Genomic DNA, 13,601 nt, shown 5'->3' with positions numbered 1-13,601 from the left:
AATCAACAAAAACCGGGATCCCCGGTTTTTTTATTATTTGCTACAAACAAATTTGCCCTTTTTTATTTGTGGAGGACATGCAACTATACATAAAAAGATGAACAGACATAATTTATGAGTAAACACAACAAGGGGGTGATCATTATGAGCGGCGGGCACGGCGGATATGGCAATAACTTTGCGTTAATTGTCGTCCTATTTATCTTGTTGATAATTGTAGGCACCAGTTTCGTCTACTAGGTTTTAACTTTTTCCACTATTATCTTCTACCTCCTTTTTTTATATAGCCCGCTTGGACGCTAAAGCGGGTTCTTTTATTTTCATCAATAAAAAAAGGTAGCCCCACTCATTAAGAGAATAGGACTACTGTTTAATTGTGAGCGAATCAAATGGGTATTAGCATCTCCAGGCGGCACCTACTATAATTAAAAGAATAAATAAAACTACAATTAAAGCGAAGGCGTTTGCACCATAACCGAATCCACCACATCCACAACCGCAAGCACCATACCCATATCCAAATCCATATGCCATATTTATTCTCCTCCTTTAAATTACTGTAACTAACACACTATTAACCTATGACAAATGTTCATAAATGTTATAGGCATATCCCCTATTATCTAAAAAATAGAGACAAAAATAATAAACGCCTATTTTATCAGAAACAGGGCAAATAACTATACGGATTAATTTTGTTTTCCATATGTTATTAATGTACAGATTGCTCAAAGGGCACTCTGTAGAGCAACACTCATTCTTTGATGGTTTACATTCTCAGAAAGGAGTTGAATTATATGTTCGGATACGGTGGATTTGGTGGCGGATGCTGCGGATACGGAGGCTTTGGTTATGGCGGCTGCGGCTTCGGCTACGGACGTGGCTTTGCGTTAATCGTTGTACTATTCATCCTTTTAATTATCGTTGGTGCTTCTTGGGGATATTAATTAGAAAAGCGAAAGCGACCGTTTAGCGACGTATAAACTGGATCGCATCGACTGAGATAAAGGATATCCGGCGATGAGCGAAGCGATTCCTCTGTTGTTGACTTATCGTAGGGAGATGAGTGAAATTTACGAGTCGCTGGTCGCTGGAGCTAGACAATAAAAAGCAAAACCCTTGCAAGGGTTTTGCTTTTTAGTTTGGGAGAGTAATTAAAGATTGTTTTTTATTTCATTCACCATTTTAATAAACTCCTCCGGATCATAGAAATCCTTTATCGTCCAGTTTTCTTCGATCCATTCGACTAATTGCTGTGGGGTGTTAAAAAACTCACCGCTTCGGTCTGCTTTCCTAAGCATATAACGGCCGTTATCATGATCAAAAGTAACCTCACAAGGTTCAGCACTGCCTTTACAACTTAAAACAAATTCCATTTTAACACCCTCTCGCAAATGTATTCGGGATATTACCCTAAAATTATTATATTTTATCTTTTTTTCGAGCACAACATATTTTCTGATTTTTCTGTTATTTTGTAAGTGTCGTAAACATTTCTTCTATATTTGGATCTGATTTCACCAAGCCAGATTCTTTAAGCCAATCCGTTACTTCTTCCCATGATTGGGCTGTTTGGCTGCCAAAAGGTTCCTGATCGGACTCCATCATTGACATTAATATGCTTAAGCTTTCTTTCTCTACCTCAGCTACTAACGGAAAGTTTGCCTCATCTTGATTTGTTAATAAAATTTGTAAGGCTTCCTCAGGATTTGCTTTCGTAAACTCATATCCCTTAACAGCGGCCCTCCAAAATGCTTCTATTTCTTGTTTATGATTCTCTAAAGTTTCATCACTTGTTACTAAGACAACTTCACTATAAGCGGGTACACCATATTCAACAGGATTAAAATTTCGAGTTTCATACCCTTTTTGCTTTAGGACGGGAACCTCATGATTAATAAAAGCACCGATAACTGCATCAACTTTCTCTGCTGCAATGGATGCTCCTAAGTCAAAACCAACATCGACCAATTCGACTTGACTGGGATCACCTCCGTCATTTTCGACCATTGTTTTTAACAATGATTCATTTAAAGCAATTCCCGGATAACCAACTGTTTTCCCTTCTAAATCCTTTGGAGACTTTATCCGGCTATTTTCCATAAAAACGATATGATTTAATGGTGCCCGAACGATCGATGCAACAGATTTAACCGGAATATTTTCATTGGCACGTGCAATAATGACATCTGGCTGATAATATAAGCCTAAAGTAACCTTTCCTGCAGCGGCTAAATTAAGTGGATCCGTTGGATTAGCCGGAAATTGAATTTCAAGATTAACTCCTTCTTCAGCAAAATACCCTTTCTCCTTTGCTACATAAAGAAATGTATGTAATGCGTTTGGATACCAATCCAACATGATGCCCACATCTTTTAATTGAGTTGACGTCTCTTTACTACTATTACCTGAACCGCAAGCTGCAACAGAAAATAGCAATACGGCTAAAAAAATTACAGACAACCATTTTTTCACTTTATTTTCCTCCACTTAAAAGATATTTTTTCTAAATATGTTACTAATAAAAATAAAAGAATACCGATAAAAGACAATAAAATGATTGGTGCAAATACACCTGCGCCATCAAATTGAGTCATCATCCTGCGACTAAAATACCCCAAACCAGCTTTTGCCCCTAACCATTCTCCTATTGCGGCCCCGATTACACTTAAGGTAACAGCCACCTTTAATCCCGAATAAAAGAACGGCAAGGCGGTTGGAATACTTAATTTAAAAAAGATTTCTTTTTTCGACGCACCCATTGTCAAAAATAATTCTTCAAGCTCGCTTTTAATTGACCGTAAGCCATCAAATGTACTCACTGTAATCGGGAAAAATGTAATCAAAACGGTGACTACAACCTTACCCCAGATTGAATAACCAAACCAAAGAACGAAAATCGGTGCCAACGCAATAATAGGAACTGTTTGTGATGCTATCAACAGAGGATAAAAAGCTTTTTCCACCGACTTATTCATATTCATCCAAACCGCTAATCCAACACCAATAATGATTGAAGTCAACAATCCTACGATAATAATCAACATCGTTGCTGGTAAATGATTTAAAAACAGAACACCTTTTAAGTCCCACAGCTTAAGCAATATTTGTGTTGGAGAAGGTAATATATACTTCTTGTTAACAATCGCGGCTCCTATTTCCCAGAAAATAAAAACACATAAAATAATCGTTATAGAAGAAAAATAATATTTAAATTTATCCATTGTACACCTTCATTCGAAGCCGGTCTATTAATTGTTCCTTTATGTTTACAATTTCTTGCCCGGCAAGATCTCTTATTTTTCTGGGCCTTGATAATGGAACTATAACTTCCGTAAATTCCTCTATCGGAGTTCTATTGATTAGAAAAATTCGATCGGACAAGAAAAGAGCTTCATCTACATCATGTGTAATAAATAAAATGGTCTTTTGCATTTTTTCCCATTGCTCTAAAAGCCACTCTTGCATCGTTAATCTTGTAATGGCATCTAGCGCACTAAATGGTTCGTCCAATAATAAAATGTTAGATCCAGTAATAATTGTTCTAAGGAACGAGACGCGCTGCTTCATTCCACCAGACAATTGTGCTGGATAGGAGTGTTCAAACCCCTTCAAACCAAATTCCTGTAGTAGGTCATACACTTCCACCTTTGGGACTATTTGTTTCGATGCCTCCATTTCCAACGGTAAAGTTACATTTTCCAAGACAGTTCGCCAAGGTAAAAGCAAGTCTTGTTGGGGCATATAACCCACACTGCCTAAACGTTGGCTGGAGGCTGAACCATCGATTATTACGTTCCCAGAGGTGGGATTTTCTAGACCTGTAATCAGCCGAAATAGTGTCGTTTTACCAGAGCCGCTTGGCCCAATAATACTTACAAATTCACCTTCTTTTACGGTGAAATTTAATTTTTCTACAATGACAGGCTCCTTTCCACTATATGTAAAATCAACATCTGTAAATTGCAGCGTAGTATGCCCTTTTATTAGAAATCCCTCCTTTTTCCAAATAAAAAAACCACCTCTATTAAATAGAAGTGGTTGTATTCAACATGAATGATGCCAATAATAAAAATAATTACAGACACCAAGCACCACTTCCCTACGCTAGAATTATCTAGATCAGGTTTAAGGGTTAAGACAATCGTCTTTCTCAGCCTTTTCAGCACCCCTAGTAGTAACGCTAGAATATTAAATTTTCATCTATATTAGGTTTAACACATTATTATAATCGTTGCAATCATTTTTCATTAATTCTTAATCTTTCGGCGGATCATTTTGGTATACAATATCCGAAATCATAACCAGTTGGTCAAAAGATGTCGTCCCCCTTATATAAGGAAGAGTGACAAAACTCCATGATTTTACCTTATGTTTAACAGCATTATCATAAATGATTTGTCTAAGGTTTGTGCTTAAATCACCTTTGTTATCAATATAGCGAAGGTTAAATTCATTGTTATAGCTTGCAAATTGATTGCCAATCATATCGCTCAATTCAATTAAACGACTTGCAGTATTTTCCGGAAGCAAGTAGTGTAAACCTATTGTTACCATTAATTCTTGATAACGCTCCGCTTCATTTGTTGAAGAAAGCTTTGATTGTAGAAGGTCTAAATAAGCTGTAGTTGCAGCAGGGTATGGCTTTTCTTCACCATTTATTCCTCCCTGTTTCCAACTATGATTTTTTGAAATTTCTTTATCCGTTAGTAAGTAATAATCATAAAAAATCCGTCCTGCTTCATCGGGAACAGGATCATCCCATGTTACATCAAGATGATACCATTTATCGTCCAGCTTCACTAAATTCCACGCATGGTTTTGGGTTTTATATGCTTGGCTACTGGCAGTACCACTAATTAAACGAACGTCAAAACCTAATTTCTTCAACATTTTATAGGCGAGCATAGCATAACCATTACATGCTGTTATTCCTTTTGTTAAAGCCGTATAGGGAGAATTGCTAATCAAGGTAGTATCATACCCTAGATTCAACACAAGATAATCATGGACAGCTTTTACTTTTTCATGGTTATTCATTTCAGGCTTTATGATCTTAGACAAAATGGCATTTACTTGTTGATCAACATACTTCATTTCAGCTGCTGTTTCATAATATGTGAATTTAAGGGTTATCGTAATATCGGTTCCATATGCTTTATAGGACATATTTACACTGCGAAAAGAATAGTTCAAATATTCATCATTTTCAATTGCCTTATCAATATATCCACTTATCACATCTAACAGTTTATTTGTAGATCCTTTATATTGGATCACAATCGTATTTTGCCGTTTTCCCATTGCTTCCTGAATAATCTTTTCAATATCCTTTAATAAACTGGCTTTATATGTATTAGTAGACGCATTAGCATACAATACAGCAGAAGAACCTGCATGGATTGTTGTCGTACTTGACAGTATTAAGCCAAAAATGATAAGTGGAATCAGAAGCCACATCTTTAAAAATCTCATAATACTCTTAATCTCCCTTTCTACCTTTCATACATTAACTTTACTAGATTTTAACCTTTTTACCAAGTATATATATGATAACTGCATGGAAATATTTCGAAAATTATTTGGAACGTAAAAAAACACGATAAGCGGAAATTGCATACCGTGTTTCCTTCTTTTATTGACATATTTATCTCCAGCGAATTGCCATATCCAACTTGCAGCATTCACTCCCTTTTACATGTGCCCAAAACTTCAAATGAATTCCATCAGGATTGTAGGATACTTCGAAATCAGATTTAACTCCCAGTGATTTAATGAGATGATCCACTTCCTTTTGATTTGAAACTTGTGCAGCTCCCATGACCTGTGCTGCAAATGTCTTAGAATCCGCCAAATGATTTAAAACATTACTGGCATCCTTAAGCAGTTGTCTATAGGCTCCTAACGACTCACTAAAAATCGTAACATCAACATTATTTTGTCGGTTTGGATATTGGTCATTAGGGTATTGCCAATAGTTGTATGTTCCATAGGGTGTATGATAATAGGCCGGATTTCGTTGAAAATAATTCAACTTGCCCCCCCCTTAAACTTCTACTGAATAAATTTACACTTTATTTATATATGCCTTTACTCATTAACATGTGTATAAACAACCCCTCCTCCTTTTTTGGCCTCACCGCGAATTTGCTCCTTATCCTTTTGCTTTATTAAAACCTCACGGAATTCCATAAACTCTTCTTTTGTTACTTCATACTGCTTTATTTCACCATTTCTTAATTTCTCAATGATCTCTTCAATTTCCTCTTTATTCAATGCAACCACTCCCATTTTGTAATACTCATATTTTACGCTCTAAAAATTTTTTGGACAAATTCTTTAGTAATGGATAGCTTTTCTTGTCATAAATGGCGTATTTTTTTTACAAACTATATTATAAGGAGGTGTCATCTATGGCAAACCGCAATTCATTAGTAGTACCAGGCGTACAACAAATGTTGGATCAATATAAAGAAGAAATTGCCCAAGAATTCGGAGTAAAGCTTTCTGCTGATTCGGTTTCTCGTGCTAACGGATCCGTTGGCGGAGAAATTACAAAACGTTTAGTTAAGCAGGCACAAGCTGAATTATCCGGTAATCAATATTAACTTTTGACAACTCTATAATATGGCTAAAGGACCATTACATTTTCCGTAATGGTCCTTATGATCAGATTAAGAGAACAACATGCCAACCCCAGCTGCCATGAATAACCCGGCTACAATGGCGGCAGCCATAATTAATACCTCTACAAATGTCAATTTTTCCTTTTTCAAATTCATCTCCTCCTATTGAAATAGTGAAATAAAATATAAAAAGGGGCCTGTACTTTGACAGACCCCTCCCCTAAATTGCAGACAAAAAGGAGCCTTGTCGAACCAACGGCATAATACACCCTTGGTGACAGACTCCTCCTAATCACGCAAAATATTAATTTAGCTAAATTATAACATAGCTGCAATATGTAATCAATATAGAACTACCTAGATACGAATAACAAAAAAATGTAAAATAATTATAATTTTTTGTTGATTTTATTAGTTATTCATATTATACTTATATAAACAGTTGATAGTAGCAAATTCTCACTATCAGCCCCCTGTCCCCACCCCCTTAGGAGCTTATCTACCCCGATAAGCTCCTATTTTTATTTAATAGGTAGATTATTTCGATGTTAAAAAGTGAATGATCGAAAAAGACAGTTAGCGATAATCGCCAACTGCCTAATAATGAATTATTTTCAATGTCAATAAGCTGGTTGAAATACCGACAACAAAAATTGTTATTAATGATAGCAATAGTGTTTCCGGTGATATTAAGAAGCCGCCAATAATTACAACAAGTGCATCGATGAGCAATATGATTACCCCTACATTCATCCTGAACATATCTGAAAGAAACTGCGCCAACAAGTCAGTACCGCCCGTACTCGTCTCAAATTTAAGCATCGTACCAATTCCAATACCAACAAGCAGACCACCTAGAATAGAGCTTATTAATGGGGATTGAAGAATTTCCGATAATTGAACATGCCTTAACGGTGAAAGGACATCTATAAAAAATGAGGAAACTAAAAACCCATGAATACTATTATAAAAATAAGATCGATAACGAAACCAAGCTAATATAAAAATCGGAATACTGCAAAAAATAATCGTAAGTCCCGTTTCAAATCCCCACAAATAATTTACAATTAATCCAATACCAATCATTCCTCCATCCAATAATTCATTTGGGAAAAGGAATAAATTAACTCCGATGGCAACAGATATACTCCCAGCGATAATTGCACTTGCTTTTTTAACAAAAGACATTCTGCATCTCCTTCATGTAACGGACATGCTACATGTATATGCCTTTTGATTCGGAAATAGGTGTAAAAAAGACTGTCTTCCAATGCCTAGTGACATAAATAAGACAGCCAATTCCATTATAATTTTTTTATTTCATTTCTTCTAGTAGGTCCTTCACAGCTTCCCTTGGATTCTCACTATTGCTAATAGCTGAAATAACTGCAACTCCATCCGCCCCCGCCTCGATGACCGATTTGATTAACCCTTTTTGAATGCCGCCAATTCCTACGATTGGAACAGTAAGGTTATTTTCTCTTAATTCAACGATAACTTCAGGTCCCTTCACTTCACGAATATCCTTTTTTGTGGTCGTTTCGTACATCGGTCCAACCCCCAAATAATTCGCCCCTTGTGCTAGTGCTTGATTAGCCTCATTCAGGTTATGGACGGAAATACCGAGTAGTTTGTCACCAATCATTTTTCTCACTTTTAGCGGGTCTTCATCTTCTTGACCAATGTGAATGCCATCTGCATCAATTTCAAGTGCCAATTCAAGATCATCATTGACGATAAAAGGAATTCCATTTTGTTTACAAATAGCCTGTAATTTTTTTGCCAACTTTATTTTTTCAGAGCCCTTTTTGGCATGGGTCCCCTTTTCTCTGAATTGAAAAAAAGTAATACCTCCTTCAATCGCTTCCTGTAGTACAATTTCAGGATCCTTCAAACAATTATTGCTCCCCATCACAAAATAAAGCTGAAGCTTTTTTCTTAGCTCTTCTTCGGAATATCTCATTTACATAATGCTCCCCTTTTATTATAGGCCCAATGATTCGTTGGACCGTGGCCTGTGCCGATTCGCAAATCATCTTCAATGGCAGCTTGAATAAAGTGTTTAGCAACTGATATCGAATCCACGATGTTTTTCCCTTTCGCTAATTCAGCCGTAATCGCTGCAGAAAACGTACATCCCGTTCCATGAGTATTCTTTGTAGCAATTCTCTTGCTTTCAAATTGGAAAAAGCGGTTTCCATCATATAAGAGATCAATCATTTGATCGGTTTCTTCGTGTCCGCCTTTAATCATTACATTTTTTGCACCTAGATTATAAATAAGTTTGGCAGCTTCTTTTCGTTCACTAAGATTTGTAATTTTAATGCCAGATATCACCTCTGCTTCAGGGATATTAGGAGTTATAACTGTTGCTATTGGCAATAAATAATCTTTTAGGGCTTCGATTGCTTCCGCTTGTAATAATGGTGATCCTCCTTTTGCAATCATCACCGGGTCTATTACAAGATTAGACCATTGATATTGCGTGATTTTTTCCGCGACAACCTTAATAATTTCACTGTTAAAAAGCATGCCTGTCTTTACTGCATCTGGTGTTAAGTCTGTACCGATTGAATCAATTTGCTTTGCAATACCTTCAACACTTAGCGGATATACCCCTTGTACACCAGTTGTATTTTGTGCTGTAATTGCCGTAATAGCCGTCATTCCATATACACCAAGTTCTTGAAACGTTTTTACATCTGCCTGGATTCCCGCTCCCCCACCGGAATCTGAGCCAGCAATAGTAAGTGCCTTGAAAACTTTCATTAGATACTCACTCCATTTCTTTTTATACAACACAAAAAGCCAACCAAAATAGGTTGGCCTTCTGTTTTAAAACAGAATTAGTCGCATTCCCTACGTTGGTACTAACCAAATCAGGTTCAAGGGTTAGACAATCGTCCTCTCAGCCATACGGCACCCCTAGCTAATCTTTCAGTATTTATATGAATCTTAATTTAGTATATCAATACTTTTTATCTTTGTTAAGTTACTAATTACACAAAAGTTTCATAATTAAGAAAACATTAACCAAGGTTTATAAATTATAATTAATTTAAACTTTTCATACAGGAGATTAATGAATGAAAACATTTACACTTACTTTTAATGATTTTACTTGCTATAGGTACCTCCGCAATGGGATCAGCGATTTTATTAAAGACATGGTCGCGGATGATTCTACTCTTGTTGAGGTCGTCCTAAATGAAGCGGTTAATAATGCTATTAAGCATGGAAGAAATAAAAAAGTGCTGGTACGGGTTAAAATTCAAAAAAATGGATTCCTAGTTATTAGGGTAAAAGATAGAGGCAAAGGCTTTGCAGTAGATGAAACTATTCAAAAGGTAAATGAAACTAATATGATGAAAGATATAAATTATACAACTTTAAAAGAATCAGGCAGAGGCTTATTTATTATGCAGCAGGTAATGGATAAAGTCATTTATAATAAGAAGGGAAATGATGTGTTGCTGGTGAAAAATATACAACGCAGAAAACAAATTCAATAGGTGATAAAAATGCGGATTCAGGATTTGAGTTTGAAAGTAAAGCTTGGTTCAATTTTTACAATTGCTTTACTTTTAAACTTTTTTGGATTTTATGTAATGATTAATTTTCTGGATGAACATAAACATGATAGTCATCTAATTAATCTAGCGGGTTCCCAAAGAATGTTAACGATGCAAATGGTTAACGAGGCTTACCATGTGGCAGAAAGCAATCCCATCTATTACACTCAACTTCGTGTAACAGCCAAAAAGTTTGAGAAAAATCAAGAGGTTCTTATTTTCGGTAATAATAGCTCCGGCATCCATGGAATAAAGGCGCCAAATATTACAGCCCACCTTGTAGAGGTATTACATGAATGGCAGCCTTTTTCACAGAAATTGGACAGGCTTATTAAGTCAAATGATCCATCTGAAAAGAGACAAATAGCGGCTGAAATACAACAAGATAGCTTCTTGTTACTAAGAAAAGTTAATAATGTAACGAATCAAATTGAGCAAAATTCAGAGCACAAGGTAGAAATTATTAAAAATATCCAGATTTCAATTATGCTTGTAAATGTATTCATTTTCCTTTTCGCCACATGGGCAAGCATCCATCATATTATTCATCCAATTACGGATGTCATTCAGCTAATGAAAAGAGTTGCAGACGGAGATATCAATGTTAAAAAGCTAACCATTGAACGCAGTGATGAAGTTGGGCATCTTGCCCAATCATTCAATCAGATGGTTTCCAACTTGAAGCATCTCGTTTTAACCGGTAAAGTCCAGGTCGATTTTCTGCCACCTGAGCTGAACAACGAAAACTTTGAAATCAAAAGTATATATAAACCATCTGAATATGTTAGCGGCGATTTTTATCATTATATTTGGGATAAGGAAAGAAATACATTGTATGGGTACTTGATCGATATTATGGGACATGGTTTGGATACAGCTCTTCACACTTCGCATATTCACGTTTTATTTGAACAAGCTGCTCATAAACATGATTTATCACTAGCAGAAAAAGTTAAGTGGGTCAATCATGAATCTATTAAATTTTTAACAAATGAGACGTTTGCAACAGGTATCTGCTTTGAATTTAACTTTCTAACATCTTCATTAAAGTATGTTTCTTGTGGGATTAATCACTTTATTGCAATGACAAAGGAGCAAAAAGGAATGATTACTGTCGAAGGGGCTTTTTTAGGAATAATGGAAGCAATGCCCTTCGAAGAATATGAAATGCCGTTTAAGTCAGGTGATTATTTCAACTTCTTAACGGATGGCTTACTCGACCACTTACATGTAGATCAATATAAATTTCCAAGTAGCTTTCAAGCATCATATGAAATGCTAGTAGCCTTAAGTAATAGTACTATTATCACAGATGATGCATCTGGACTATGTATAAATATTAAATAACATGATAATATATTCCTATTAAAACCGATGGAGTGATTGAATGAAAATGAGTCTGAAAGTTAAATTATTAGGCAGCTTCGTTGTGCTAATAACCTTGCCGATTATTGCTTTAGCCGTTTTATCGTACAATATGACAGCCGATTCAATGCAAGAAACGATTGAAAAGGAATTAGTTGAAACAACTAGATTAACAGCAGAATCAATTAATCAAACCGTACAATCCACCACATCACTCATACAGCTGCAAAGTAAAACTGAACTTATACGTAAAATGACGAGGGAAAGTGATTCGGAGAATAAAAACATTGTACTAAACATGCTTCAAAATTTTGTAAGTGATAATAAAGATTTAATCGAAATGATCCTAATTACGGATGAAAACGGCATCGCTTATATGAACAGTTCCAGCACCAATGAGGTGACAGACTTATCAGATAGACAATATGTGAAGGATGCACTAAATGGGAAATATTCTATTAGTGATGTTATAACTTCAAAAGTTACGAAAGAACCTGTTATAGCGATTGCCTTCCCATTGTTAACAGATAATCAGAAAGTTAACGGCCTTCTAATTGGTACGGTCAAATTCGATAAAATTACTGAAAAAGCCGAACAAATCAAAATTGGTAAATCTGGATATGCCTATATGGTAGATAAAGATGGACTTTTAGTTTCCCACCCGGTAAAAGACAAGGTTTTAAAAGAAAATGTACTGAACACAGGTTCTACTGAACTAAAGGAATATGTAAGAAAAATGAATGCAGGAGAAACTGGGAGCGGCTATTATACATACGAAGGAATTTATAAATTTGTTACCTTCCAACCTGCCGCTAAGTGGAGCATTGCTGTAACAGCAAATTATGATGATTATATGGCCCCCGCTTATAAAATAAGAAAAAGTAGTATAATTATTTCAACGGTGGCCATCATTCTTGCGATTCTTGCTGCTTACTTTATTTCAGCTAGAATTGTTAATTCGATTAGGAAGCTTCAAACGGCTATGGAGTTGGGCGGCAGTGGAGACTTAACAATCCAAACATCAATCCAATCTAAGGACGAACTGGAGGATCTTAGTAATTCCTTTAATACAATGATTGATAATCAAGTGAAAATCATTAAACAAGTTTATGCTGCGTCAGATGAATTAGCTGCAGCATCGGAAGAAATGGCTGCATCAACTGAACAAGTATCGACTTCCTCAACTGAAGTTGCCGAAAGTACACATCGACTTGCAATCGAAGCTGAAAATGGAAATTTTGCGATCATTGATACTTCAAAAGCATTGTTGGAATTATCATCATTAATTCAAATTGCCAAAAATAAAGCGACATCCGCTGACCAAAGCTCGCAATTTACTTTAAGAACGGCAAATGATGGTAAAGAAACCGTCTTAGATGTTATTACAAGAATGGAACATATTAAAGCAAAAATGGAAGAAACAAAGACTCATATTTCATCTTTAGAACAATATTCAAAGGAAATAACGTCCATTACCGATACAATTACAAATTTAGCAGAACAAACAAATCTATTAGCATTAAATGCCGCCATTGAAGCGGCCCGTGCCGGTGAAGCTGGAAAAGGGTTTGCGGTTGTAGCTAACGAAGTCCGTAAATTGGCAGAGCAATCTAACAGTGGGGCTACAGAGGTGGCGAATCTAATTAGAAAAGTAACAGAAACAACCGCAAATACAGTTATTGCAACCGATCAAAGCAGTAAACAGGTTGAAGAAGGAGTTGAGGCGGTTACAAAGGCTGGAGATGCTCTAGAAAAAATAGTAGAGGCGGTCTTGAAAACAGTCACTGATGTTAACGGAATTGTATCTGTTACCGATAATGAGGTTGCTACTTCTGAGAAAATCGTAGAACTTATCAATTCATTGGCAACCTTTATCGAGACCACGGCTGCAAGTGCTGAAGAGGTTTCTGCTTCGACTGAAGAAACTTCAGCAGCAATGGAAACTATTGCATCAAGTACTGAACAAATAAATGCAATGGCACTGCAACTTAAAACTTCAATCGAGAAATTCAAGCTTACTGATTAAAGGAGTGGTAAT

At 36.0% G+C, this 13,601-nt stretch carries 16 protein-coding genes, 1 pseudogene and 2 riboswitches; of the genes and pseudogenes, 6 read left to right on the top strand and 11 right to left on the bottom strand.

The window, feature by feature from the left end; genetic code table 11:
* The first annotated feature begins 144 nt into the window (after positions 1-144).
* On the top strand, positions 145-240 hold the full coding sequence (locus tag BAZO_RS21395) for a YjcZ family sporulation protein (protein ID WP_081585610.1): 96 nt from the start codon (positions 145-147) through the stop codon (positions 238-240).
* A 156-nt stretch (positions 241-396) separates the two neighbouring features.
* On the opposite strand, the pseudogene BAZO_RS23325 reads toward BAZO_RS21395, so the two are convergent.
* Positions 397-477 (bottom strand): annotated as a pseudogene (locus BAZO_RS23325) (YjcZ family sporulation protein); the annotation flags it as partial.
* Between the two features lie 320 nt (positions 478-797).
* Here BAZO_RS23325 and BAZO_RS00280 point away from each other — a divergent pair.
* A complete protein-coding gene (locus BAZO_RS00280) occupies positions 798-947 on the top strand; it encodes a YjcZ family sporulation protein (protein ID WP_003329215.1) in 150 nt (49 codons plus the stop codon).
* Between the two features lie 207 nt (positions 948-1,154).
* Here BAZO_RS00280 and BAZO_RS00275 read toward each other — a convergent pair whose 3' ends face one another.
* From BAZO_RS00275 to BAZO_RS00245, 7 genes are all read right to left on the bottom strand, one after another.
* Entirely contained in the window at positions 1,155-1,376 is a 222-nt protein-coding gene (locus tag BAZO_RS00275; protein ID WP_003329214.1) for a hypothetical protein, read from the bottom strand.
* 94 nt (positions 1,377-1,470) lie between these two features.
* The gene (locus tag BAZO_RS00270) at positions 1,471-2,475 is read right to left on the bottom strand and encodes an ABC transporter substrate-binding protein (RefSeq protein ID WP_003329213.1); all 1,005 of its coding nucleotides are present in this window, start codon (positions 2,473-2,475) and stop codon (positions 1,471-1,473) included.
* The gene (locus BAZO_RS00265) at positions 2,472-3,224 is read right to left on the bottom strand and encodes an ABC transporter permease (protein ID WP_003329211.1); all 753 of its coding nucleotides are present in this window, start codon (positions 3,222-3,224) and stop codon (positions 2,472-2,474) included. The genes BAZO_RS00270 and BAZO_RS00265 overlap by 4 nt, the downstream gene beginning before the upstream one ends.
* Positions 3,217-3,921, bottom strand: coding sequence for an ABC transporter ATP-binding protein (locus BAZO_RS00260; RefSeq protein ID WP_326153885.1), 705 nt, complete (start codon positions 3,919-3,921; stop codon positions 3,217-3,219). Before BAZO_RS00260 ends, BAZO_RS00265 begins: the two co-directional genes overlap by 8 nt.
* Positions 3,922-4,082: 161 nt before the next feature.
* A riboswitch (TPP riboswitch) is annotated at positions 4,083-4,183 on the bottom strand.
* A 74-nt stretch (positions 4,184-4,257) separates the two neighbouring features.
* Positions 4,258-5,475, bottom strand: coding sequence for a transglutaminase domain-containing protein (locus BAZO_RS00255; RefSeq protein ID WP_003329209.1), 1,218 nt, complete (start codon positions 5,473-5,475; stop codon positions 4,258-4,260).
* A gap of 172 nt (positions 5,476-5,647) precedes the next feature.
* Positions 5,648-6,034 (bottom strand): YuzC family spore coat inner layer protein, encoded by a 387-nt coding sequence (locus tag BAZO_RS00250; RefSeq protein WP_003329208.1) that lies wholly within the window; start codon positions 6,032-6,034, stop codon positions 5,648-5,650.
* Between the two features lie 56 nt (positions 6,035-6,090).
* Positions 6,091-6,285 carry a hypothetical protein gene (locus tag BAZO_RS00245; protein ID WP_235786677.1) on the bottom strand — a complete coding sequence of 65 codons (195 nt, stop codon included), beginning with the start codon at positions 6,283-6,285 and terminating at the stop codon, positions 6,091-6,093.
* Positions 6,286-6,413: 128 nt separating this feature from the next.
* On the opposite strand from BAZO_RS00245, the gene BAZO_RS00240 reads away from it, so the two are divergent.
* Positions 6,414-6,608 carry an alpha/beta-type small acid-soluble spore protein gene (locus BAZO_RS00240; RefSeq protein WP_003329206.1) on the top strand — a complete coding sequence of 65 codons (195 nt, stop codon included), beginning with the start codon at positions 6,414-6,416 and terminating at the stop codon, positions 6,606-6,608.
* A 615-nt stretch (positions 6,609-7,223) separates the two neighbouring features.
* Here BAZO_RS00240 and BAZO_RS00235 read toward each other — a convergent pair.
* The 3 genes from BAZO_RS00235 to thiD form a co-directional block, all read right to left on the bottom strand.
* Complete coding sequence (locus BAZO_RS00235; protein WP_003329205.1) at positions 7,224-7,814, bottom strand: YitT family protein; 591 nt, start codon at positions 7,812-7,814, stop codon at positions 7,224-7,226.
* Between the two features lie 127 nt (positions 7,815-7,941).
* Positions 7,942-8,589 (bottom strand): thiamine phosphate synthase, encoded by a 648-nt coding sequence (gene thiE / locus BAZO_RS00230; RefSeq protein WP_003329204.1) that lies wholly within the window; start codon positions 8,587-8,589, stop codon positions 7,942-7,944.
* Positions 8,586-9,395, bottom strand: a complete 810-nt coding sequence (gene thiD, locus BAZO_RS00225) for a bifunctional hydroxymethylpyrimidine kinase/phosphomethylpyrimidine kinase (protein ID WP_003329203.1) — start codon at positions 9,393-9,395, stop codon at positions 8,586-8,588. Before thiD ends, thiE begins: the two co-directional genes overlap by 4 nt.
* A gap of 69 nt (positions 9,396-9,464) precedes the next feature.
* Positions 9,465-9,563: riboswitch (TPP riboswitch) on the bottom strand.
* A gap of 149 nt (positions 9,564-9,712) precedes the next feature.
* Here thiD and BAZO_RS00220 point away from each other — a divergent pair.
* The 3 genes from BAZO_RS00220 to BAZO_RS00210 are packed head-to-tail and all read left to right on the top strand — an operon-like array spanning position 9,713 to position 13,589.
* The gene (locus tag BAZO_RS00220) at positions 9,713-10,138 is read left to right on the top strand and encodes an ATP-binding protein (protein ID WP_003329201.1); all 426 of its coding nucleotides are present in this window, start codon (positions 9,713-9,715) and stop codon (positions 10,136-10,138) included.
* A gap of 9 nt (positions 10,139-10,147) precedes the next feature.
* Complete coding sequence (locus BAZO_RS00215; protein ID WP_003329200.1) at positions 10,148-11,545, top strand: SpoIIE family protein phosphatase; 1,398 nt, start codon at positions 10,148-10,150, stop codon at positions 11,543-11,545.
* Between the two features lie 40 nt (positions 11,546-11,585).
* A complete protein-coding gene (locus BAZO_RS00210) occupies positions 11,586-13,589 on the top strand; it encodes a methyl-accepting chemotaxis protein (protein WP_003329199.1) in 2,004 nt (667 codons plus the stop codon).
* Positions 13,590-13,601: the final 12 nt, after the last annotated feature.

Origin of the sequence: Schinkia azotoformans LMG 9581, from assembly GCF_000307855.1 — a bacterium.
GTDB lineage: Bacteria > Bacillota > Bacilli > Bacillales > Bacillaceae_J > Schinkia > Schinkia azotoformans.
Note: the sequence above shows the minus strand (reverse complement) of the source record. Positions and strands in the feature narration are given on the sequence as shown.

Coding starts and splice junctions, on each gene's coding strand:
- thiD (WP_003329203.1), bottom strand. CDS start 9,395: ATGAAAGTTTTCAAGGCACTTACTATTGCTGGCTCAGATTCCGGTGGG.
- BAZO_RS00215 (WP_003329200.1), top strand. CDS start 10,148: ATGCGGATTCAGGATTTGAGTTTGAAAGTAAAGCTTGGTTCAATTTTT.
- BAZO_RS00255 (WP_003329209.1), bottom strand. CDS start 5,475: ATGAGATTTTTAAAGATGTGGCTTCTGATTCCACTTATCATTTTTGGC.
- BAZO_RS21395 (WP_081585610.1), top strand. CDS start 145: ATGAGCGGCGGGCACGGCGGATATGGCAATAACTTTGCGTTAATTGTC.
- BAZO_RS00280 (WP_003329215.1), top strand. CDS start 798: ATGTTCGGATACGGTGGATTTGGTGGCGGATGCTGCGGATACGGAGGC.
- BAZO_RS00220 (WP_003329201.1), top strand. CDS start 9,713: ATGAAAACATTTACACTTACTTTTAATGATTTTACTTGCTATAGGTAC.
- BAZO_RS00275 (WP_003329214.1), bottom strand. CDS start 1,376: ATGGAATTTGTTTTAAGTTGTAAAGGCAGTGCTGAACCTTGTGAGGTT.
- BAZO_RS00235 (WP_003329205.1), bottom strand. CDS start 7,814: ATGTCTTTTGTTAAAAAAGCAAGTGCAATTATCGCTGGGAGTATATCT.
- thiE (WP_003329204.1), bottom strand. CDS start 8,589: ATGAGATATTCCGAAGAAGAGCTAAGAAAAAAGCTTCAGCTTTATTTT.
- BAZO_RS00265 (WP_003329211.1), bottom strand. CDS start 3,224: ATGGATAAATTTAAATATTATTTTTCTTCTATAACGATTATTTTATGT.
- BAZO_RS00240 (WP_003329206.1), top strand. CDS start 6,414: ATGGCAAACCGCAATTCATTAGTAGTACCAGGCGTACAACAAATGTTG.
- BAZO_RS00210 (WP_003329199.1), top strand. CDS start 11,586: ATGAAAATGAGTCTGAAAGTTAAATTATTAGGCAGCTTCGTTGTGCTA.